Origin of the sequence: Rhizobium sp. J15 (assembly GCF_002531825.1) — a bacterium.
In the GTDB taxonomy this organism is placed as follows: domain Bacteria; phylum Pseudomonadota; class Alphaproteobacteria; order Rhizobiales; family Rhizobiaceae; genus Rhizobium.
Genome location: NZ_NWSX01000002.1, coordinates 14,356 through 34,743 on the forward strand (window position 1 = coordinate 14,356; position 20,388 = coordinate 34,743).

General features: G+C 64.3%; 18 protein-coding genes. 7 read left to right on the forward strand and 11 right to left on the reverse strand.

The window, feature by feature from the left end; all coding sequences use genetic code 11:
• The first annotated feature begins 148 nt into the window (after positions 1 to 148).
• Positions 149 to 1,951, forward strand: a complete 1,803-nt coding sequence (gene mutL / locus CO670_RS02055; RefSeq protein WP_097588759.1) for a DNA mismatch repair endonuclease MutL — start codon at positions 149 to 151, stop codon at positions 1,949 to 1,951.
• A gap of 174 nt (positions 1,952 to 2,125) precedes the next feature.
• Positions 2,126 to 2,359, forward strand: coding sequence for a DUF2093 domain-containing protein (locus CO670_RS02060; protein WP_088678541.1), 234 nt, complete (start codon positions 2,126 to 2,128; stop codon positions 2,357 to 2,359).
• A gap of 31 nt (positions 2,360 to 2,390) precedes the next feature.
• Here CO670_RS02060 and lpxK read toward each other — a convergent pair whose 3' ends face one another.
• From lpxK to CO670_RS02090, 6 genes are all read right to left on the reverse strand, one after another.
• The gene (gene lpxK / locus CO670_RS02065; RefSeq protein ID WP_097588760.1) at positions 2,391 to 3,452 is read right to left on the reverse strand and encodes a tetraacyldisaccharide 4'-kinase; all 1,062 of its coding nucleotides are present in this window, start codon (positions 3,450 to 3,452) and stop codon (positions 2,391 to 2,393) included.
• A 92-nt stretch (positions 3,453 to 3,544) separates the two neighbouring features.
• A complete protein-coding gene (locus CO670_RS02070; protein WP_097588761.1) occupies positions 3,545 to 4,267 on the reverse strand; it encodes an HAD family hydrolase in 723 nt (240 codons plus the stop codon).
• 9 nt (positions 4,268 to 4,276) lie between these two features.
• Entirely contained in the window at positions 4,277 to 5,596 is a 1,320-nt protein-coding gene (waaA, locus tag CO670_RS02075) for a lipid IV(A) 3-deoxy-D-manno-octulosonic acid transferase (RefSeq protein WP_097588762.1), read from the reverse strand.
• 169 nt (positions 5,597 to 5,765) lie between these two features.
• Complete coding sequence (locus CO670_RS02080) at positions 5,766 to 6,014, reverse strand: DUF4170 domain-containing protein (protein WP_088678545.1); 249 nt, start codon at positions 6,012 to 6,014, stop codon at positions 5,766 to 5,768.
• A 62-nt stretch (positions 6,015 to 6,076) separates the two neighbouring features.
• Complete coding sequence (locus tag CO670_RS02085; RefSeq protein ID WP_097588992.1) at positions 6,077 to 6,886, reverse strand: 3'(2'),5'-bisphosphate nucleotidase CysQ; 810 nt, start codon at positions 6,884 to 6,886, stop codon at positions 6,077 to 6,079.
• Between the two features lie 6 nt (positions 6,887 to 6,892).
• Complete coding sequence (locus tag CO670_RS02090; RefSeq protein ID WP_097588763.1) at positions 6,893 to 8,239, reverse strand: TldD/PmbA family protein; 1,347 nt, start codon at positions 8,237 to 8,239, stop codon at positions 6,893 to 6,895.
• Positions 8,240 to 8,357: 118 nt separating this feature from the next.
• Here CO670_RS02090 and CO670_RS02095 point away from each other — a divergent pair, with 118 nt between their 5' ends.
• From CO670_RS02095 to CO670_RS02110, 4 genes are all read left to right on the forward strand, one after another.
• A complete protein-coding gene (locus CO670_RS02095) occupies positions 8,358 to 10,172 on the forward strand; it encodes a monovalent cation:proton antiporter-2 (CPA2) family protein (protein WP_097588764.1) in 1,815 nt (604 codons plus the stop codon).
• Between the two features lie 89 nt (positions 10,173 to 10,261).
• Positions 10,262 to 10,666, forward strand: coding sequence for a hypothetical protein (locus tag CO670_RS02100; RefSeq protein WP_097588993.1), 405 nt, complete (start codon positions 10,262 to 10,264; stop codon positions 10,664 to 10,666).
• An 89-nt stretch (positions 10,667 to 10,755) separates the two neighbouring features.
• Positions 10,756 to 12,132: a PepSY domain-containing protein gene (locus CO670_RS02105; protein WP_097588765.1), complete on the forward strand. Its 1,377-nt coding sequence runs from the start codon at positions 10,756 to 10,758 to the stop codon at positions 12,130 to 12,132.
• A gap of 102 nt (positions 12,133 to 12,234) precedes the next feature.
• A complete protein-coding gene (locus CO670_RS02110) occupies positions 12,235 to 12,597 on the forward strand; it encodes a copper uptake system-associated protein (RefSeq protein ID WP_245425736.1) in 363 nt (120 codons plus the stop codon).
• Positions 12,598 to 12,600: 3 nt separating this feature from the next.
• On the opposite strand, the gene CO670_RS02115 is transcribed toward CO670_RS02110, so the two are convergent.
• The 3 genes from CO670_RS02115 to CO670_RS02125 are packed head-to-tail and all read right to left on the reverse strand — an operon-like array spanning position 12,601 to position 16,051.
• A complete protein-coding gene (locus CO670_RS02115) occupies positions 12,601 to 13,482 on the reverse strand; it encodes a patatin-like phospholipase family protein (protein ID WP_088688726.1) in 882 nt (293 codons plus the stop codon).
• A gap of 15 nt (positions 13,483 to 13,497) precedes the next feature.
• Positions 13,498 to 14,058, reverse strand: coding sequence for a 16S rRNA (guanine(966)-N(2))-methyltransferase RsmD (gene rsmD / locus CO670_RS02120; protein ID WP_097588766.1), 561 nt, complete (start codon positions 14,056 to 14,058; stop codon positions 13,498 to 13,500).
• Positions 14,039 to 16,051 carry a pseudouridine synthase gene (locus tag CO670_RS02125; protein WP_097588767.1) on the reverse strand — a complete coding sequence of 671 codons (2,013 nt, stop codon included), beginning with the start codon at positions 16,049 to 16,051 and terminating at the stop codon, positions 14,039 to 14,041. The genes rsmD and CO670_RS02125 overlap by 20 nt, the downstream gene beginning before the upstream one ends.
• A gap of 72 nt (positions 16,052 to 16,123) precedes the next feature.
• Here CO670_RS02125 and CO670_RS02130 point away from each other — a divergent pair, with 72 nt between their 5' ends.
• Positions 16,124 to 16,579 (forward strand): nucleoside deaminase, encoded by a 456-nt coding sequence (locus CO670_RS02130; RefSeq protein ID WP_280951313.1) that lies wholly within the window; start codon positions 16,124 to 16,126, stop codon positions 16,577 to 16,579.
• Positions 16,580 to 16,646: 67 nt separating this feature from the next.
• Here the strand turns inward: CO670_RS02130 and CO670_RS02135 are convergent, their stop codons facing one another.
• Positions 16,647 to 17,276: a hypothetical protein gene (locus CO670_RS02135; RefSeq protein ID WP_097588768.1), complete on the reverse strand. Its 630-nt coding sequence runs from the start codon at positions 17,274 to 17,276 to the stop codon at positions 16,647 to 16,649.
• Between the two features lie 131 nt (positions 17,277 to 17,407).
• Positions 17,408 to 20,314, reverse strand: coding sequence for an isoleucine--tRNA ligase (ileS, locus tag CO670_RS02140; protein ID WP_097588995.1), 2,907 nt, complete (start codon positions 20,312 to 20,314; stop codon positions 17,408 to 17,410).
• Positions 20,315 to 20,388: the final 74 nt, after the last annotated feature.

The following is a 20,388-nucleotide window of genomic DNA, read 5'->3' on the forward strand; positions in this document are numbered from 1 at the left end:
CCGGAGGTGTGTGATTAGAAATCGCATTTTTCTGTTAAAACCGGCTTAACACTACCGATCCGCCAATTTTCAGGGAGCCGCGCGTAACAGTTCGGCAAAGCTATCCGAAACCCCTTCCCTCCAGCCCGCGAATCCCCGAAAATAGCGCATGGCCATCAGACAGCTCTCCGAAACGCTCATCAACCAGATTGCCGCCGGCGAAGTCATCGAGCGGCCGGCGAGCGCTGCCAAGGAACTGATCGAAAACGCGCTCGACGCCGGTGCGACGCGGATCGAGATCGCCACCGCCGGCGGCGGCAAGGCGCTGCTGCGCGTCAGCGACAACGGCTCCGGCATGGACGCGGCCGATCTGGAACTGGCGGTCAGGCGCCACTGCACCTCGAAAATCTCCGAGACGCTGGAGGATATCCGCACACTCGGCTTCCGCGGCGAAGCGCTGCCGTCGATCGGCTCCGTCGCAAGGCTCAGCATCGCCAGCCGAAGGCGCGACAGCGCCGGCGGCAACGAGATCGCCGTTAACGGCGGCAAGATCATGCATCTCAGGCCTGCCGCCTCCAATCCGGGCACGATCGTCGAAGTGCGCGACCTGTTCTTCGCCACGCCGGCGCGGCTCAAATTCCTGAAGACGGAAAAAGCCGAGGCCGGCGCCATCACCGAGATCGTCAAGCGCATGGCGATCGCCTTCCCCGCCGTGCGCTTCGTGCTGTCGGGCTCGGACCGCACGACGCTGGAATTTCCGGCGACCGGCGACGATCATCTGGCGCGCATGGCGCAGGTGCTCGGCAAGGAATTCCGCGACAACGCCATCGCGCTCGACGCCATGCGCGAGGAGGTTTCGCTGACCGGCTTTGCCGGCGTTCCGACCTTCAATCGCGGCAACTCCGCCCATCAATACGCCTTCGTCAACGGCCGGCCGGTGCAGGACAAGCTGATCCTCTCGGCGATCCGCGGCGCTTATGCAGAGACGATCCCTTCGGGACGTTTTCCGGTGGCGGTGCTGTCGATCACGCTCGATCCGGCGCTCGTCGACGTCAACGTGCATCCGGCAAAGTCGGACGTGCGCTTCCGCGATCCGGGCCTGGTGCGCGGTCTGATCGTCGGCGCCGTCCGCGAGGCGCTGGCGCGCGACGGCAGCCGAGCGGCGACAACGGGAGCGAGCGACATGTTGCGCGCCTTCCGTCCCGGCTTCCAGCCGAGTGCAGAGCGGCCGCGGGGCGGATGGTCGGCCGAGACCTCGCCTTTCCGGCCCTATCAGCCGGCAACCGGTTTCGCCGAGCGGCCGCAGGCCTCCTTCGACGGGCTTTCGATGCCGACGGCGCGGGCCGAGCCACAGCCCTCCCCCGAACCAGCAGCCCCCGAGGCGCCCGCACGTTATCCGCTCGGCGCGGCGCGAGCGCAGATCCATGCGAACTACATCGTCGCCCAGACCGAGGACGGTCTCGTCATCGTCGACCAGCATGCCGCGCATGAGCGGCTGGTCTTCGAGGCGATGCGCAAGGCGCTGCATTCGAAACGGCTCGCCTCGCAGGTGCTGCTGATTCCAGAGATCGTCGACATTCCGGAAGAGGATTGCGAGCGGCTGATGCAGCATGCGGCCGAACTTGCCGAGCTCGGCCTTGCGATCGAGCGCTTCGGCCCCGGGGCGATCGCCGTGCGCGAAACGCCGGCCATGCTCGGCGAGGTCGATGCACATGGCCTCATCCGCCAGCTTGCCGACGAGATCGCCGAATGGGATACGGCTTCCGGCCTGTCGGCCAAGCTCGAATATGTCGCGGCGACCATGGCCTGCCATGGATCGGTGCGCTCCGGGCGGCGACTGCGGCCGGAAGAAATGAACGCGCTGCTGAGAGAAATGGAAGTAACGCCCGGTTCCGGCCAGTGCAATCACGGCCGGCCGACCTATATCGAATTGAAGCTCAGCGATATCGAGCGGCTTTTCGGCCGGAGCTGAAAAAAGCTGGAAATGCGGCCGTGCCGGGAGTATGGCAGACTAAAGCGTGGCGCGATCTTTCAGATTCGCTTGGCCCACGCTTTAGGTCTTTGGTTTTCCGCATGTCGTGATCGCAAAACCGCGGCACACTTTTGCGCGACATGCTTTAATGACAGACTGCAGGGAACGGAGCACATGAATTTGTTCGAAGGGCACGGAAACCGCGAGGCGAAGATCCGCTATCTCGATGGCGATTTCCAGATTCTCTCGCCCGGTTCCTACGTCGTCTGCGCGATGAGCGGGAAGCATATTCCGCTCGACGAGCTGCGCTACTGGAGCGTCGCCCGGCAGGAGCCCTATGCAGACGTCGGCACGTCGCTCGAAGCCGATAAACGCGCCGGCGTGCTGCCGAACCAGCGGCGTTCTTGAATTTTATTTTACGCAGGGCGGCTGCAAACCGCTAAGCGCTCGGGCGGGAATTGCTCCCCGCCTTCATTTCCCGCAGACGCCGTTCGCGGCAGGCGACGATCGCCCGGTCTATGATCAGTCCCGCGGCGAGATGATCTTCGAACATCATGTCGACCTCGATCACCCGGCATTTTTGCGCCAGTTGTTCGGCCTTGCCCTGATGACCGGCGAGGCGGACGAAATCCTTTGAGGTGGTGACGATCAAAAGGCCCTGCTGCTCGGCGGTCGCTAGGAGGTCGTCGATCTCGTCCTCGGTCAGGTGCTCGTGATCACCGAAGCTTTTGGCGACCGCGATTTCGGCGCCGCGCGACTCGACCGTGCGGAAGAATTTGGCGGGATCGGCGATGCCGGCAAAGGCGAGAACCTTCGCGCCAGCGAGCGTATTGTCGCCGCGCACCTTCAGCGAGGCGGTGAAATAGGGCTTGGCCGCCCGCGCCGCCATGCGCACGATCCGGTCGGCGGCATTGCCAGTGCCGACCTTCAGCAGGGCGGTCGCATGGCGCAATTGCTGGCGGATCGGCGCGCGTACCGGTCCGCCCGGCACGATATGGCCGTTGCCGAGGCCGCGCGTCGCATCGATGACGAGCAGGGCATAGTCGATCGCCAGCCGGGCGCTCTGGAAGCCGTCATCCATGATGATGAGATCGGCGCCCTCCGCCACCAGCCGCCGCGCCCCGTCGACGCGCCTGCGGGAAATCACCGTCAGGGCTTCCCGGGCAAGCAGCAGCGGCTCGTCGCCGACGGCGAGCGCCCGGTGATGGTCGGCATCGACCACCGTCGTCACATCGATCGAACCGCCATAGCCCCTGCTGAGAAAGCCCGGCTTCAACCCCTTGGCCTTGGCGGCACGGGCGATCGCCAGCGCAGTCGGCGTCTTGCCGGCGCCGCCGACGGTGAAATTGCCGACGCAGATAACGGGAATGGGAACGGAGGCACGGCGCGCATGGGCCATGCGGTGGCCGGCAATACGGCCGTAGAGAAAAGAAAGCGGCGAGAGCAGCCAGGCCCGCCAGTCGGCTTTCCTCCACCAGAACGGCGGCGCTTCTGAAATCATTTTGCCGTTCCGCTCCCTGCCCGGCCGGAGAATTTCCGTTTTCCCGGCCGGATTGAGAGGTCAAAACCGATGAAAATGCAAGCCCTTACCGATCAGGCCGGCTGCAGGTCCGGCAGAAGCGTCTCGATGCCGGTGATATCGTCGAGCACGTGATCGGCCGCGGCGGCAAGCGAGGAGCGCGAGCCCGTGCCCGTCAGCACCGCTATCTTAAGCCCCGTCCCGGCATTGCGGCCCATGTGCAGATCATGATTGTTGTCGCCGATCATGGCGACTTCGGCCGGCGAAAGACCGGTCGCGGCACAGAAGCCGATGACCATGCCGGGCTCCGGCTTGACGCCGAAGCCGCTGTCGTAACCGGCGATGTAATCGACATATTCGGAAATGCCGAAACGCTGGGCCGTCTGGCGGATCGAGCGCTCATTGTCGCTGGAGGCAATGCCGAGCTTGAAGCCGCGCTGTTTCAGGCGGGAAAAGAAAGCCGCGAGATCGGTGACCGGCACGGAGAATTCGGCGGCGTTGGCGAAGAGATTGTCGAGCTTGATCGTCAGCTCGATGATGTCGACCTTGGAGCCGGCGGCGACGAGGCCTTCGGCAATCTGGCGGGTATTGCCGGCGGCAAGCAGGCTGTCGGGAACGATATGGCCGGTCACCGGATCCATGCCGCATTCGGCAAGAAGATGGTCCGCCAGGGCGGCGTCGTCTTCGGAAGCTATGCGCGCAAGCTCACGGTTCACCGGCAGCCAGCTCTCGTCATAGTCGAGCAGCGTGCCGTCCTTGTCGAAGAGAATGCCTTTGATATGCGCCGCAGCCGACATCGTGCCTCCTCAGACCTGCGCCATGGCCTTCGGCAGCAGCCGTGCCTTGACGGTGAGCGGATTGATATAGGGTTCCAGCCCCCTCACCGTCGCCGACAATGCGCCACGCATGTCGTGCACGGCGGTGATGCCGGCCTCGATCATGCTGCGGCGGGCCTCGTCATTGGTCAGCAGGTAATGCACGCCCTTGGCCAGCATTTCGGTATCGCGCACCATGCGGGCGCTGCCGCTGCGGGCAAGCTTCTGATAGGCTTCGCGGAAATTCTGCACATTGCCGCCGGAGAGGACTGCGCAGCCGAGCATGGCCGGCTCCAGCGGGTTCTGGCCGCCTTCGGCAAAAAGCGAGCGGCCGACGAAGGCGACCTCCGTCAGGCGAAGATAAAGGCCCATTTCGCCGATCGTATCGCCGAGGAAGACATCGACATCGGCCGACAGGACATCGTCGCGGGTGCGGCGGGCGACCTTCAGCCCCTGCTTGACGAGAGCCGCCTCGATCTCGTCGCTGCGCTCGGGATGGCGCGGCACGATGATCGTCAGCTGGCGATCGCGCTCTTTCAGGGCGCGATGAACGATGCCGGCGGCGTTCTCCTCGCCGTCGAAGGTCGAGATCGCCGCCCAGGTCTTGCGCTCGCCGATCTGCTTCTTGTAGCGGGCGAAGACAGCGCTGTCATAAGGCGGGGCGTCGGTATCGACCTTGAGATTGCCCGAGGTGATGACGGGGACGGCGCCGAGATCGCGGAAACGTTCGGCATCGACGTCCGACTGGGCGATGACGAGGGCAAGATTCTCGAACAGCGCCTCGGCGATAGCCGGACGGCGGCGCCAGCGGGCAAAGGAGCGGTCCGACATGCGGGCGTTGACCAGGATCTGCGGAATGCGGCGGCGGCCGAGTTCCAGCACCGTCGCCGGCCAGATCTCGGATTCGGCGATGATGGCGCAATCGGGCTGCCAGTAATCGAGGAAGCGGCTGACGGAGGGTTTCAGGTCGAGCGGCACATATTGATGGATCGCCTCATTGCCTATGCGCTCGGCGGCGAGCCTGGCGGAGGTGATGGTGCCGGTCGTCAGGATGACATGGATATCGCGACGGCGGATTTCTCGGATCAGCGGGATGACGGCGTTGGTTTCACCGACGCTTGCGGCGTGGAACCAGACGAGCGGGCCTTGCGGCCGGTTGGCGCTCGGATAGCCGAAGCGCTCCAGGCGGCGCGCGCGGTCTTCCTTGCCCTTGGCCGTGCGGTAGGTGAGGTAGAGGCCGACGACAGGAGAGGCCACGGTTCCCGCCAGACGATATGCGCTCAGACCGAACCGCGCCATCCGGGAGCTCATTGCGCCTGCCTCCGATCAAAAGCGATCGCCATCAACCCCATTCCCTAATTATCGTTGCGGCCGGAATGGCCGATCATTTTGTTCAGAATGCGTCAAACGAGCCGCCCGCCGGGCGGCCGATGCGCGAATTCCGCTCAAGGAGCGTTTGGCCGTCGGCATGGACCAAAGGTCAGTTGCCTTTGGCTTTTTCCTGCGGATCGAGCAAACGATGCATGTGGACGATGAAGTAGCGCATATGCGCATTGTCGACCGTCTGCTGCGCCTTCGACTTCCAGGCCGTCAGCGCCGTGGCATAATCGGGGAAAATGCCGACGATATCGAGACCGCTCAGATCACGGAACTGCACATCATCGAGGTTTTCCAGCTCGCCGCCAAAAACGAGGTGCAAAAGCTGCTTCTTGTCACCGGAGTCGGTCATTTTCTTGTTCTCTTTCTGCTAGTCTCCTCCGCCAATCCATCTGCGGGATTTTGACGGAAACGTCAACTGTCTCGTCGTCTCGGAAAGGCCGCGAGGAACTCATTGATTCGGGGCGCGGGTGCGGCGCAGAGGACCTTGTGGGTCACGTCGGCGCGGTTGTAGAGGATCGGCCTGCCGGCGAGATCGACGAGAGCGCCGCCGGCGCGGCTAAGGATCAGATCGGCGGCGGCAAGGTCCCAATCGTGCGAATTGCCCTTGACGAAGGTGCCTTCGAGGCGACCATCCGCCACCATGGCGATGCGATAAGCGAGCGAGGGAACGTGCTTGTGGCGCGTGACCCGGTCGCGAAACTCCGGCGCAAAGGTTTTCAGCAGGTCCTCGCCGATCGCAATGCGGCTCGTCTCCTCCGGTCCGGCATTGGAGACGGTGAAGGGTGATCCGTTTTTCAGCGCAACCCCGCCTTCGGCGGCTTCATAAAGTTCCTCCAGCGCCGGCGCATAGAGCACGCCGGCAACCGGCCGGCCGTGATGGACGACCGCGACGCTGACGCACCAGACCTTCTGCCCGCCGAGGAAGGCGCGCGTGCCGTCGATCGGATCGACGATGAACAGCGTCTCACGCGAGAGGCGGTCGGCATCGTCCTCGGTTTCCTCGGACAGCCAGCCATAATCCGGGCGGGCCTTGCGCAGGATGGTTTCGAGCGTCTTGTTGGCGGCGAAATCGGCAGCGCTGACGGGGGAGCGGTCGTCGTTTTTCCACCAGACCTCGGGAGACTGGTTGAAGAAGCCGAAAGCGACCGCGCCCGCCTCTCTCGCCGCATCGGCGATCAATGCGAGATCGCTCTGCCAGCGGGTCTTGTCGCTCTCGCTCATCATGCTCTAGCGCCCAGCCAGCGTCATGCCTTCGATGGCAAAGGTGGGGGCTGCGATGCCGAACTTGCGGTCGATGTCGTTTGCCAGCGTCAGGCGCATGAACATGTCCTTGAGGTTCGAGGCGATCGTCACCTCGGACACCGGGAAGGTGAATTCGCCGTTTTCGATCCAGAAGCCGGTGGCGCCGCGGCTGTATTCGCCGGTGATCATGTTGACGCCGTGGCCGATCAGTTCGGTGACATAAAAACCGTTGCCGACGCTTCGGATCAGCTCTTCCGGCGAGATGTCGCCGGGTTCCAGGGCAAGGTTGGTCGAGGAAGGGGTCACGGCGCTGCCGCCGCGCACGCCGCGGCCATTGGTTTCGAGACCGAGCTCGCGGCCGGTCGAGGTCGAAAGGAACCAGTGCTTCAGCACACCGTCCTCGATCATCACCAGCCGCTCGCCGGACACGCCCTCGCCGTCGAAAGGCCGCGAGGACGGGCCGCGCACGATCAGCGGATCGTCGGTGATCGACAGGCCCGCTTTCAGCACCTGCTGGCCCATCTTGTCACGCAGGAAGCTGGTCTTGCGAGCAACTGCCGCGCCATTGATCGCGCCGGCGATATGGCCGACGAAGCCGCGCGCGACCCGCGGATCGAAGACGACGGTGACACCCTTGCCGGTCGGCACCTGGCGCGGATTGATGCGTTTGACCACCCGCTCGCCGGCGCGGCGGCCGATTTCGGAGGGATCATCGAGATCGGCGTAATAGAGACGGCTGTCGTAATCATAGTCGCGCTCCATGCCGGTGCCTTCGCCCGCGATGACGCTGACGGAATGGCCGAAACGGGAGGCCATGTAGCTGCCCGCAAAACCGTGCGAGGTCGCAAGAACGAGGCCGCCCATGCCGGCCGATGCGCCGGCGCCGGAGGAATTGGTGACACCATCGACCGCAAGGGCCGCCGCCTCGGCGGCGAGAGCGGCCTCGCGCAGCATCTCGGAGGAGACCTCCGTCGTGTCGAGCAATTGCAGGTCGGGATAGGAGTTCGAGAGGTTCGCCTCATCCGCCAGGCAAGCGAAGGGATCCTCCGGGGAAACCTTCGCCATGGCGACGGCGCGTTCGGCGAGCGCCTGGAGATCGAAACCCGGATTGGCCGAAACGCTGGCGACGCGCTTGCCGATGAAGACGCGCAGCGAAAAATCGTCGCTTTCGGAAGATTCCGTTCCCTCGACCTTGCCGAGGCGCACGCTGACCGATTGCGAGCGCGACCGGACGACGACGGCGTCGGCAGCGTCGGCCCCGGCCTTCCTTGCCAGATCGATCAACTGAGTTGCGCGGGAAAGAAGTGTCGAGGAATCGATTTCAGAGGACATGATTTGGCCTTTCCTTCGGCTTCCATTTATTGTGCACTCTCCCAGGCATCAAGGCCGCCGCCGCCGATTCTTTGTCGGGGCTGCCCGCGTGCTCCCCGCCATGGAAAGAAATTGCAGCATGTCCGCGCCCAACGACCTCTTTTCCGAAACGATCCTGCTGCTCGGCGGCGCAGTGGTCGCGGCCCCGATCTTCAAGAAGCTCGGGCTTGGAACGGTGCTCGGCTACCTCGCGGCGGGCATCGTCATCGGCCCTGTCTTCCACGGCATCACCGATGGCGAACAGATCCTCGCCGTGGCCGAGCTCGGCGTCGTCTTCCTGCTCTTCATCATCGGGCTGGAGCTGAAACCCAGCCGCCTCTGGCAGATGCGGCGCGATATTTTCGGCCTCGGCACCGCCCAGGTGGTGCTGACGGGACTGGCGCTGACGGCGCTCGCCTGGCTTTCCGATGTCGTCGACTGGCGCGGCAGCATCGTTGCCGGATTCGGCCTGGCGCTGTCTTCGACGGCCTTCGCCATGCAGATCCTCGAGGGCGACGGCGACGTCAACACGAAATACGGACAGCGCTCCTTCTCGATGCTCCTGTTTCAAGACCTGGCGATCGTGCCGCTCCTGGCGCTGATCACCATTCTCGACGGCGGCGACAAGGGCAGCAACGCGCCGCTCCTGGATTTCGCGGTGGCGATCGGCGCGGTCGCGGCGATGATCGTCATGGGCCGCTATCTGCTGACGCCGCTCTTCCAGGTCATCGCCCGGACCGGCGCGCGCGAGGCGATGATCGCAGCCGCGCTCTTCGTCGTCATGGGATCGGCGAGCCTGATGCAGCTTGCCGGGCTTTCGATGGCCATGGGCGCCTTCCTTTCCGGCGTCATGCTGGCCGAATCCTCCTACCGGCACGAACTGGAGGCGGATATCGAGCCGTTCCGCGGCGTGCTGCTCGCTATCTTCTTCATCGCCGTCGGCCTGTCGCTGGAACTCGAGGTTCTCATCGACAACGCCGTCTTCGTCCTCGTCGCCGTGCCGATCGTCATGGCGGTCAAGGCGATCATCATCTACGGCCTATGCCGCATTTCCGGCTCTTCCCACAATGATGCGATCCGCATCGCATTCCTCCTGCCGCAGGGCGGCGAATTCGGCTTCGTGCTGTTCACGACGGCCGGTGTAACCGGGCTGATGTCGACGAGCACGGCGTCGCTGCTGGTGGCGATCGTCACGCTCTCCATGGCGCTGACGCCGATCGGAGCGGCGCTTTCGAAGCGGCTGCTGAGCGCCGATGAAGAGGAGGAACTCGACGAGGATTTCGAAGGTGCGGGCGCCGACGTGCTGATGGTCGGCTTTTCCCGTTTCGGGCAGATCGCCGCTCAGATCCTGCTTGCCGGCGGGCGCAGCGTCACGGTTATCGATTTTTCGGCCGACCGCATCCGCCAGGCCTCCTCCTTCGGCTTCCGCATCTATTTCGGCGACGGCACGCGCAAGGACGTGCTGCGCTCGGCCGGCATCGACCGGGCGAAGATCGTGCTGGTCTGCACGCAGAAGAAGGAGATCACCGACAAGGTGGTCGAACTGGTGCAGGCGGACTATCCGCACACGCGGCTTTACGTGCGCTCCTACGATCGCATCCACTCGATCGAGCTGCGCAACAAGGGCGTCGATTACGAGCTGCGCGAAACCCTGGAATCGGGCCTGCTCTTCGGGCGACGAACGCTGGAGGCGCTGGGTGTTTCCGAGGTCGACGCCTATGAAATCGGCGAGGATATCCGCAAGCGCGACGAGGCGCGTCTGGTGCTGCAGGTATCGGAAGGCCTGCAGGCCGGGCGCGACATGCTGTTTTCCCACCCCGTGCATCCGGAACCGCTGGTCAAGCCGAAACGGGCGGCCGATCCCTTCGAGGACGATCCGCTGGCCGGCACCGCCGATGCGACGGCGGATGCCTGATCGCCCTGTCCGGTTTGCAAAATTGACGCATTGAACAAGCGCCAGGCAGCGTCTATCAACCGGCGATCGGAATGATCCGTGAGGGAATGTTGGTCAGGCGGGCGAGACAAATCGAACAATGGGCACTGCGCATCCTGTGCGCCGTCGCGCTTGTTTTCGTCGGCTTCGCCCATCAGGCTCCCACCGCAGCCGCCGATCCCGGTCCGGCTGAATTCTCGGAATACGTGCTTCCGGATGGAACGCTGCCGACGCTGTGCGTGACCATCAGCGACACGTCCGACCAAGGCCAGCACGGCAAAGCCCATTCGCATGGTTGTGAGGCCTGCCGGATCGGCGCTTCGACCCTGCTGCCGGCGCCGGCCGATGTCGCCGGCCTTCCGATAGCCTTTGCCGTCGCGGCCGAACTGCCGACCCCCGACGAGTCCTTCCAGCGCCAGCTTTTCCCGCCCAATACCGGTCCTCGCGCGCCTCCTTCCGATCCGATCCCTGCCTGAACCTCGTGTTGCGGCGGGTGCCGTGACGCGCCTTTCAACGCCGGCCGACCCGCATGCGTGCCGTCGGCCGTGGATACGGATCCATTCTCATGTCGACCATTCCTGCTGCCGAACCGGTGGAGGGCGCCATTGATGGCGTTTCGCTCTATCGCGCCATCTGGCGCTGGCATTTCTTTGCCGGGCTTCTCGTCATACCCTTCATGCTCAACCTGGCGATCACGGGATCGCTCTATCTCTTCAAGGATGAGATCAACAGCACCTTCTTCGGCTACCGCTACATCGTCCAGCCGGCCGGCGAGGCGCTCCCGGCCGAGCGGATCGCCGAGATCGCCGCGTCCGCGGTGCCGGGCTCAATCGTAACCTCCTACAAGGACCCGGCCCTGCCGGAACGATCGGCCGTCGTCACCGTCGCCTCCCGCGAGGCCGGCGCGACGCTGGTTTTCGTCAACCCCTATGACGGCAAGGTGCTAGACGTGGTCGGATCGACCGACGAGTTCAACCATGTCGTCAAGCGCATTCACAGCCTTGCCTATTTCGGCCGCGGGACGAACCTGCTGACCGAAATTGCCGGCGGCTTCGCCATGGTGCTCGTCGTCACCGGCATTTATCTCTGGTGGCCGCGACGCCAGACGGGCGGCGTCATCACCGTGCGGGGAACGCCGAGCCGCCGCGTTTTCTGGCGCGACATGCACGCGGTGTCCGGTGCCTTCGCGGGTGTGCTGATCTTCTTCCTGGCGATTACAGGCATGCCCTGGTCGGGCTATTGGGGAGCCAATGCCAATGCCTGGCTGACCGAGCACGGCCTCGGCTATCCCGTCCAGCTCTGGGACGACGTTCCGAAGTCGCGCAAAGTAACCGAGGACATTCTGCCGAAGAGCGGCTGGATCATCGAGAAGGCGCCCGTTCCGCTTTCCGATATCGCCGCGGCACAGTCAGCCAAGCCGATCGGCCTCGACAGAGCGGTGGAGATCGCCCGGCGGCTCGGCATGACGCCGGGCTTCGATATGGCGCTCCCTTCCGACGAAACGGGCGTCTATACCGCTTCCGTCTATCCCGACGATCTCTCCGGCGAACGCACCGTCCATATCGACCAATATTCCGGCAAGCCATTGATCGATATCGGCTTCGGTCAATATCCCTTCCTTGGCCAAGCAATCGAATGGGGCATCAATGTCCACCAGGGACAGGAATGGGGGCTTTTCAACCAGCTCTTGATGCTTGCAACCTGCCTCGCCATCATCCTGAGCTGCGTGACCGCAGTCGTCATGTGGTGGAAACGGCGCCCGGCCGGCCGCCTCGGCGTGCCGCCCATGCCGCCAAGGCGCTCGGTCTATTCCGGCCTGTGGGTGATCGTCGTCATCTTTTCGATCGCATTCCCGATGAGCGGGCTCGCCATTCTCGTCATGATCGCCTTCGACCAGATCGTCGTGCGGTTCGTGCCGCCCTTGAAACGCGTTTTCGCTTGAGGGAGGCCATCAGATGAAGACGATCATCGCTATTCTTTTCGCCGTTCTGTCGCATCCATCGCATCCGCCGACGACGATCCCCGGCAGGCGATAGCTGCAACGCTGAAGACGAAGTTCGAAAGGCCGCAGAAACCTCTCGATGTCACGCCGGTCGTCGTTCAGGCCGATTGGGCGATCGCCGGCTGGCGGCAGGACGGGCGCGGCGGGCGCGTGCTGATGAAGAAGACCCATCATGGCTGGAGCGCCTATCTCTGCAGCGGCGACAGCCTCAGGGAGGTCGGGACACTGGAGAAGCTCGGGCTTTCGGCGAATGACGCCGCCGGGCTGGCGGCCGGACTGAAGGAGGCCGAGGCAAGCCTTGATTCTTCCGCGCTTGCGCTCTTCTCGAGCTTCGAAGGCACTGTCATGCTGATGCATCAGGCATCGAAGGACGCGGGCAGCGGCCATGAGGGCCATGCCCCGTAAGAACTAGCGTTTCAAGCGCGCTTCGATCTCGCGGTCGAGGGCGAATTTCAGGTCGTCCTTGACCCCGACGGACATGGCGAGCACTTCGCGGGCTTTGAGAAAATCCATGACGCCGGTGCGCCCGACCGTCGGGCGCAGGAAGATGTGCGGCTGGCGCAGCTTCAGCTTCAGCGTGATCGCCGTCTGCATCATCAGCTGTCCGGAACCGAAGATGCTTTCCATGCGGTTCGGAATATGGGTGCCGTCGCCTTCGGGCGCGCCGACGACATCGATCCCGACGACAATGTCGGCGAGATCCATCAGACATTCATAGGGCACCGGATTGCTGATGCCGCCGTCGATCATCACCCGGCCATGCAAGCGCACCGGCATGAAGACGGCGGGAATGGCGGAAGAGGCGGCGAGCGCCGGGAACAATTCGCCGCCTTCGACGATGACTTCGTGCTGCCCGTAATAATCGGTGGTGATGACCTTCATCGGGACGAGTAGATCCTCGAACCGCGCCGGCAGCTCGGACGGCAGGAAGGCCTTGAGGATCCGTTCCAGGTTGAACTGGCCGATGCGGATCCCTTTCGCCACCGCATCGCGCACGGTCGCCGGCCTCAGGCCCCAGATGCGGCTGACGACGGCCGTCTTGTTGCCGACGGTCGCCAGCGCATGTTCGCGGATTTCCGCGCCGGACATGCCGGCGGCCATGCCGGCCCCCATGATCGACCCGATCGACGAACCGGCAATCGCCACGGGGCGGATGCCGAGCTCATCGAGCGTTTCGATGATATGGATATGGGAAAGTCCACGCGCGCCGCCGCCGCCGAAGGCAACCGCGACCGTTGGAAGATCGCTGATCGCAGGCAGTTTCGGACTGATGATCTCTGCCTGCTGCACGCCTCGCGCTCCCGCCTATTGCGGCTGATACCGGAAGAAATGCACCCTCGTATCGCCAAAGATGCGGCTTTCGAGGAAAACATAGGAAGGATGGACGGAAACGACAACGTCGGCTCGCTCTTCGAGCACGGCGATCGCGCCTGCCCGCAGCCAGCCGCCCTCGGCCGCCGCTGCCATCGCTTTCTCACCGAGACCCTTGCCATAGGGAGGATCGGCAAAAAGCACGTCGAAAGCTTCGAGATTGCCGACGCTGCCGAGATCGGTCGCATCGCGGCGCAGGATGCGCGTGCGGCCGTGCAGGCCGAGCGCATCGATGTTTTCCCAGAGCAGCGCCCTGCCCTCGACGCTGTTTTCGACGAAGAGCGCATGGCGACAGCCGCGCGAGACGGCTTCCAGGCCCACAGCGCCGGTTCCGGCGAAAAGGTCGAGGATCCGGGTGCCGTCGATGCAGTCCGGATAGGCATGGCTCAATATATTGAACAGGCTCTCGCGCGTCCGGTCGGCAGTCGGCCGGATATCGTTGGATTTTGGCACGGCGAGAGGCCGTCCGCGAAACTCACCGCCGACGATCCGCACCGCGCGTCATTCCCTTTCCTCTCGCACCACCTCTGGACGGGCCGCCCGCAGGCCTGTCGCCGCCCGGCCTGTCACTGCCTGGCCTGTCACCGCCCGGCTTGGCGCCCTTCGGCTTGCCGGAAAATTTCTTCGGTCCGCCGGGCTTGGCACCGAAGCCCTTGCCACGCGGCTTGTCGCCCGGAGCCTTGTCGCCGAAGGGTTTTTCGCCGCGCGGACGCTCCGAGCGCCCCTCACCGGCAAAACTTCTAGCTGCCCGCGGGCGCTCATCACCATCCTCGCGCGGCCGGCGATCACCACGCGGCTTGTCGCCGAAGGGCCGATCCCCACGCGAAGGACGGTCACCGAAAGGCCGGTCGCCGCGCGGACGCTCCGAACGGGCCTCACCGGTGGAGGCTCTGGCAGCACGCGGACGCTCGTCGCCATCCGTACGCGGCTTGCGATCGCCGCGCGGTCTGTCGCCGAAGGGCCGGTCGCCACGCGAAGGACGATCGCTGAAAGGCCGATCGCCGCGCGGACGGCCTTCGCCGGCAGAGCTTCTGGCACGCGGACGTTCGTCACCCGCTTCGCGCGGACGGCGGTCGCCAAAACCGCGCTCTTCGCGGCCCGGACGATCCCCGAACGGACGCTTGCGGCCGCGGCCTTCGCCTTCATCCTTGCAATTGGGCTGCTCGCTCGAACGGATCCATTCGCCGTCCTCCTCGCGCACGCGATTGATCTGGGTGCGCGGGCGATCCTCGATATGGTGGGAACCGGTACTCTTTGCCGGCGCCTGCTCGCCGCGCCGGCGTGCGGTCTGCGCATTCTTGGCGGCCTTGGCCGCCGCCTTTTCGCCGAGCGGGCGGGCGCCGGGCGCCATCCAGACATTGGCGCTGCGGCGCTGGCCGAGCGGCTCGGAGCGCTTCGGCTTCTCGTCATCCCGACGGCCGCCGTCGCGGCGATCGTCATCGCGGCGTCCTCCACTGCGGCGGTCGTCCCGCTTGGTGTCGAGACGGCTCAGCGCCCTTTCGCGCTTGTCTTCGTCGCGGCGCGGCCGCTCGCGCTTCTCGGGTGCAGCGGCCTCGGCCTCTTCCTCGGCGGCGACAGCCGGCGCATTATAGATCGGCGCGTCGAAATTCGCCTTGGCTTCCTCGATCAGGCGCGGGCCGAGCTGGTCGCGCAGCGTGCGGCCGCGCACTTCGATGACATGGCCTTCCGGCAGATCGCCGAGCTGGAACGGGCCGTATGAGATGCGGATCAGGCGGTTGACGTCGAGGCCGAGCGCGCCGAGCACGTTCTTGATTTCGCGGTTCTTGCCTTCGCGCAGGCCCATGGTGATCCAGACGTTCGAGCCCTGGGTGCGGTCGAGCGTCGCCTCGATCGATCCGTAGAGCACGCCGTCGACGGCGATGCCGTCCTTCAGCTTGTCGAGCGCCTCCTGATCGATCTCGCCATGGGCGCGCACACGGTAGCGTCTCAGCCAGCCGGTCGCCGGCAGCTCCAGTGCGCGGGCGAGACCGCCGTCATTGGTCAGCAGCAGCAGGCCTTCGGTATTGATGTCGAGGCGGCCGATCGACATGACGCGCGGCAATTCCTCCGGCAGGTTGTCGAAAACGGTCGCCCGGCCTTCCGGATCGGCATTGGTGGTCACCAGCCCGGCCGGCTTGTGATAGAGCCAGAGCCTAGTGCGCTCGATGCCGCGGATCGGCACGCCGTCGACTTCGATCCGGTCTGCGAGCGTGACGTTGACGACAGGCGTGTCGAGAACCGTGCCGTTCAGCGTCACACGGCCTTCCATGATCATGCGCTCGATGTCGCGGCGGGAGGCGACGCCGGCGCGCGCCATCACCTTGGAAATGCGTTCGGCCTTGGCCTCGCCATCGGCTTCGGCCGCGATCGGGCGCGCGGCGGCAGGTTTTGCCGGCTTCGCGCTGCCAGTCTTGGGACCGGCTTTCGGCCTGTCATCCCGTGAAAAGGGCTTTGCGCCCGGGCGTTTTGGCTTGTCTTTGGATGTCATTTGTTGTTTGCCTGCCTTTTGGGCCTGTCTATCAGGTCACGCATCTGCGGTTAAGTGGAAATTGTCGCGATCATGAAGACAAATCGTTTCATGGAGATGGCGCTGCAAGAAGCGCGCGCGGCCGGCGAGCGCGGCGAAGTGCCGATCGGCGCCGTCGTCGTCATCGACGATATCGCCGTTTCACGCTCGGGAAACCGCACGCGCGAGCTGAATGACGTGACCGCACATGCCGAAATCGCCGCGATCCGGCTCGCCTGCGAAGCCCTCGGGCAGGAGCGTCTTACCGGCGCAGATCTCTACGTGACGCTGGAGCCCTGCACCATGTGCGCGGCAGCCATCTCGTTTGCGCGCATCCGCCGGCTCTATTACGGGGCCGAAGATCCCAAAGGCGGGGCTGTCGATAATGGCGTGCGATTCTATGCGCAGCCGACCTGCCATCATGTTCCGGAGGTCTATTCCGGCTTCAACGAGGTTCAGTCGGCCGAGATTTTGCGGACGTTCTTTTCGCAAAAGAGAGAGGCGCCGTAGCCCGGAGGGCGGCGCCATCGTCTTCTCCCGGGGCCCGAACGGAAGCGCCGCCTAAGCGCGGCACAAATTATTGCAGGAAATTCCACCACTGCTTGCCGGAGTTGGCGATCGCCGCGTCCTTCTTGCGCTTCTTCTGCTTCTTGAGCTCGGGCTCGCCGACATCATCGAGCTTCGCCGGGTCGTCGACGGTGCGGTAGCCGGGCGGCGGATCGGAGATCGAGCGGCGCTGATCGATATAGGAACCCTTCTGCAGGGCGCGGGCTTCGCGATAGGCCTGGGTCTGGGCTTCCGTCGTGCGCCGGCCGCCTTCGATCGCCGAGCTCGCGAGCGGCGAGCGATAGCCCGGATTGTCGGAGTTCGCGTCGGCCTCGGAAACGAGGCGAGCGCGGGTTTCCTCCGGCGATTCAAGCCATTGCGGATTGTCCTTGTTGGCAATCGTCTGTTGCGGCGCCACGAGAGTCTCTCTCTGCCCCTCGGCCGGCATCACCAGCGTTGGACGCGGGGAATATTTGACGCCCTTGTTCTTCGGGCCTGGTCCGGTCAGCGACACGGACTGGCCGAGATCGTCGGTCAGCTGCTCCATGGCGGTCTTGTCGGTGCCGTAGGTCGGGCTGCTGGCGCAACTGGACACCAAAGAGCATCCCGCCATGACAACAGACAGGCAGGCGCCCATACGGAACCAATGCGTTGCGAACATGAAAACCCTTCCAGCCACCGGTGCAATCGTTGCCCAACCGGACAACCGTCCCCCTGACGCAAAAATCCGGCCATTTTCAGGCAGCTTTTACCGGATGAACGCCATAAAGGCAATTCACCCGGCAAATATCTTCAGGCGCGGATGCCGAGTTCGCGTAATGCCGCAGCGTCACGCGCCGACACGTCGGGATAGTCGGGATCGGAACCGACATCGGTGGTGATGCGCCAGGAACGGGCGCATTTGACACCTTCAGCGAGCTTCGGAACGACGGCGACATCAGCCACTTCGGTCAAGCGGAAGGCTTCGGCCGGGCCGGCCTCCGCCATGATTGCGATGCCCGAGGTGATGCAGACTTCGCTGAAATCCTGCCCCTCGAGCGCCTTGCGAAGCTCCGCGTCGGCGACATGGACAACCGGGGCCGCCTCCAGCGAGGAGCCGATGCGCTTGTCCTTGCGCTCGATTTCCAGCGCGCCGGTCACGACGCTGCGGATCGCGCGGATCTTCTTCCATTTTTCGGCGAGCGCATCGTTGCGCCATTCCCTGGCGACCGGAGCGAACTGCTCCAGATGCACCGAGACGGCCGATGGATTGCGCGAAAGCCATGCCTCTTCCGTCGTGAAGGGCAGCATCGGCGCAAGCCATGTCACCATGCAATCGAAGATCATGCGGATGACATAGAGCGCCGAGCGGCGGCGAAGGCTCGAAGGCGCATCGCAATACAGCGCATCCTTGCGGACGTCGAAGTAGAAGGCCGAGAGCTCGACATTGGCAAAATCGATCAGCGCGCGGGCGATCTTCTTGAAGTCGAAGGCATCGTAATTTTCACGCACCAGCTGGTCGAGTTCGGCGAGACGGTGCAGCATCAGCTGTTCCAGCTCCGGCAGCTCGCCGAGCGCGATGACCTCGCCCTTGTCGTGGGCCAGCGTGCCGAGCATCCAGCGGATGGTGTTGCGCAGCTTGCGATAGGCATCGACATTGGTCTGGATGATCGTCTTGCCGACGCGCAGGTCGTCCGCATAATCCGAGGTCATGACCCAGAGACGCAGGATGTCGGCGCCGGCATCCTTCATCACTTCCTGCGGCGAGGTGACGTTGCCCTTCGACTTCGACATCTTCTCGCCCTTCTCGTCCATGGTGAAGCCATGGGTGAGAACGGTGTCGTAAGGCGCGCGGCCACGGGTCGCGGCCGATTCCAGCAGCGACGAATGGAACCAGCCGCGATGCTGGTCGGAGCCTTCGAGATAGAGATCGGCCGGCCATTTCAGGTCGGGGCGGTCTTCCAGCGTGAAGGTGTGCGTCGAGCCCGAGTCGAACCAGACGTCGAGGATATCCATGACCTGCGACCAATTGGCCGGATCATGCTCGTTGCCGAGGAACCGCTCCTTAGCGCCTTCGGCAAACCAGGCATCGGCGCCTTCGGCGTCGAAAGCATCGAGGATGCGCTGATTGACGGCGTCATCCTGCAGCACTTCGCCCTGCTCGTTCACGAAGACGCAGATCGGCACGCCCCAGGCGCGCTGACGGGAGAGAACCCAGTCCGGACGCTGCTCGATCATGGCGCGCAGGCGGTTTTGGCCGGCAGCGGGAACGAAGCGGGTGTCGTCGATCGCCTTGAGCGCACGGCTGCGCAGCGTCGTTCCATCCGACAGCGTCTTGTCCATATAGACGAACCACTGCGGCGTATTGCGGAAGATCACCGGCTTCTTCGAGCGCCAGGAATGCGGATACTGGTGCTTCAGACGGCCGCGGGCAAAGAGCGCGTTGCGTTCGATCAGCGCCTTGATGACGCGATCGTTGGCATCGCCCTTCTTGCCGTTGTCGTCGATGACGCGCCCGCCCTCGAGGCCCGGCGCATCTGCCGTGTAGAAGCCGCCGTCGTCGACCGGGAACGGGATCTTGGTTTCGATACCGCGTGCCTCGATCTCCCGGGCATGCGCCGTCCAGACATCAAAGTCTTCCCGGCCGTGGCTCGGCGCCGTGTGAACGAAACCGGTACCGGCATCGTCGGTGACATGGTCGCCATCGAGCAGCGGCACGGCAAATTCGTAGCCGTCGCCGAGACCCTTGAGCGGATGTGCGCAGTTGATGCCGGCGAGATCGGCAGCCGTGACGTCGGCAAGGCGCTTGTACTGAAGCTTGGCCTTGGCGAAGGACTCTTCGGCCAGCTTGTCCGCGAAGATCAGCTTTTCGCCCGGGCGCGGGCCAAAGTCGTTCTCGGCAGCCGTGACTTCGTAGAGGCCGTAGGCAACGCGCGAGGAATAGGCGATCGCCCGGTTGCCGGGGATCGTCCAGGGCGTGGTGGTCCAGATGACGACGAAGGCATCCTTGAGGGCATCGGCGCCGTTCGCGACCGGGAATTTCACCCAGATCGTGTCGCTCTCATAGTCGTGGTATTCGACCTCTGCTTCCGCCAGCGCCGTGCGCTCGACCACCGACCACATGATCGGCTTGGAGCCGCGATAGAGCTGGCCGCTTGCGGCGATCTTCAGCAGTTCGCCGGCGATGCGGCTTTCCGCGTGGAAGTTCATCGTCAGATACGGGTTTTCGAAATCGCCGACGATGCCGAGGCGCTGGAATTCGCCGCCCTGGATGGCGATCCATTTTTCGGCATAGGCGCGGCACTCGCGGCGGAACTCGATCATCGCCGCCGGCTCGGTCAGGTCAGGCTTGGCCTTGCCCTTGGCGCGATAGTTTTCCTCCTCGATCTTCCATTCGATCGGCAGGCCGTGGCAGTCCCAGCCGGGCACGTAATTGGAGTCGTAGCCGCGCATCTGGAAGGAGCGGGTGATGACGTCCTTGAGGATCTTGTTCAGCGCGTGGCCGATATGGATGTTGCCGTTGGCGTAAGGAGGGCCGTCGTGAAGGACGAATTTCTCGCGGCCGGCAGCGGAGGCGCGCAGTTTCTTGTAGAGATCCATCTGCTGCCAGCGGGCAACGAGCTCCGGCTCCTTCTGCGGCAGGCCGGCGCGCATCGGGAAATCGGTTTCGGGCAAATAGAGGGTCTTCGAGTAGTCGATTTTTTCGGCTGTGTCGGTCATGTGTGACAATCGTTTCTGGCGGCCCAGGCAGGGCGCAACGGACGTGAAAATAGGTGGCGGCGGAAGCGCCTGCT

What these genes read in the sequence shown, in the direction of transcription:
- CO670_RS02080 (WP_088678545.1), bottom strand. Translation starts at nt 6,014, where the DNA reads ATGACCGACTCCGGTGACAAGAAGCAGCTTTTGCACCTCGTTTTTGGC.
- CO670_RS02070 (WP_097588761.1), bottom strand. Translation starts at nt 4,267, where the DNA reads ATGTCGGCTGCGGCGCATATCAAAGGCATTCTCTTCGACAAGGACGGC.
- mutL (WP_097588759.1), top strand. Translation starts at nt 149, where the DNA reads ATGGCCATCAGACAGCTCTCCGAAACGCTCATCAACCAGATTGCCGCC.
- CO670_RS02060 (WP_088678541.1), top strand. Translation starts at nt 2,126, where the DNA reads ATGAATTTGTTCGAAGGGCACGGAAACCGCGAGGCGAAGATCCGCTAT.
- CO670_RS02125 (WP_097588767.1), bottom strand. Translation starts at nt 16,051, where the DNA reads ATGACATCCAAAGACAAGCCAAAACGCCCGGGCGCAAAGCCCTTTTCA.
- CO670_RS02085 (WP_097588992.1), bottom strand. Translation starts at nt 6,886, where the DNA reads ATGAGCGAGAGCGACAAGACCCGCTGGCAGAGCGATCTCGCATTGATC.
- CO670_RS02135 (WP_097588768.1), bottom strand. Translation starts at nt 17,276, where the DNA reads ATGTTCGCAACGCATTGGTTCCGTATGGGCGCCTGCCTGTCTGTTGTC.
- CO670_RS02105 (WP_097588765.1), top strand. Translation starts at nt 10,756, where the DNA reads ATGTCGACCATTCCTGCTGCCGAACCGGTGGAGGGCGCCATTGATGGC.
- waaA (WP_097588762.1), bottom strand. Translation starts at nt 5,596, where the DNA reads ATGAGCTCCCGGATGGCGCGGTTCGGTCTGAGCGCATATCGTCTGGCG.
- CO670_RS02095 (WP_097588764.1), top strand. Translation starts at nt 8,358, where the DNA reads ATGTCCGCGCCCAACGACCTCTTTTCCGAAACGATCCTGCTGCTCGGC.
- CO670_RS02090 (WP_097588763.1), bottom strand. Translation starts at nt 8,239, where the DNA reads ATGTCCTCTGAAATCGATTCCTCGACACTTCTTTCCCGCGCAACTCAG.
- ileS (WP_097588995.1), bottom strand. Translation starts at nt 20,314, where the DNA reads ATGACCGACACAGCCGAAAAAATCGACTACTCGAAGACCCTCTATTTG.
- CO670_RS02130 (WP_280951313.1), top strand. Translation starts at nt 16,124, where the DNA reads ATGAAGACAAATCGTTTCATGGAGATGGCGCTGCAAGAAGCGCGCGCG.
- lpxK (WP_097588760.1), bottom strand. Translation starts at nt 3,452, where the DNA reads ATGATTTCAGAAGCGCCGCCGTTCTGGTGGAGGAAAGCCGACTGGCGG.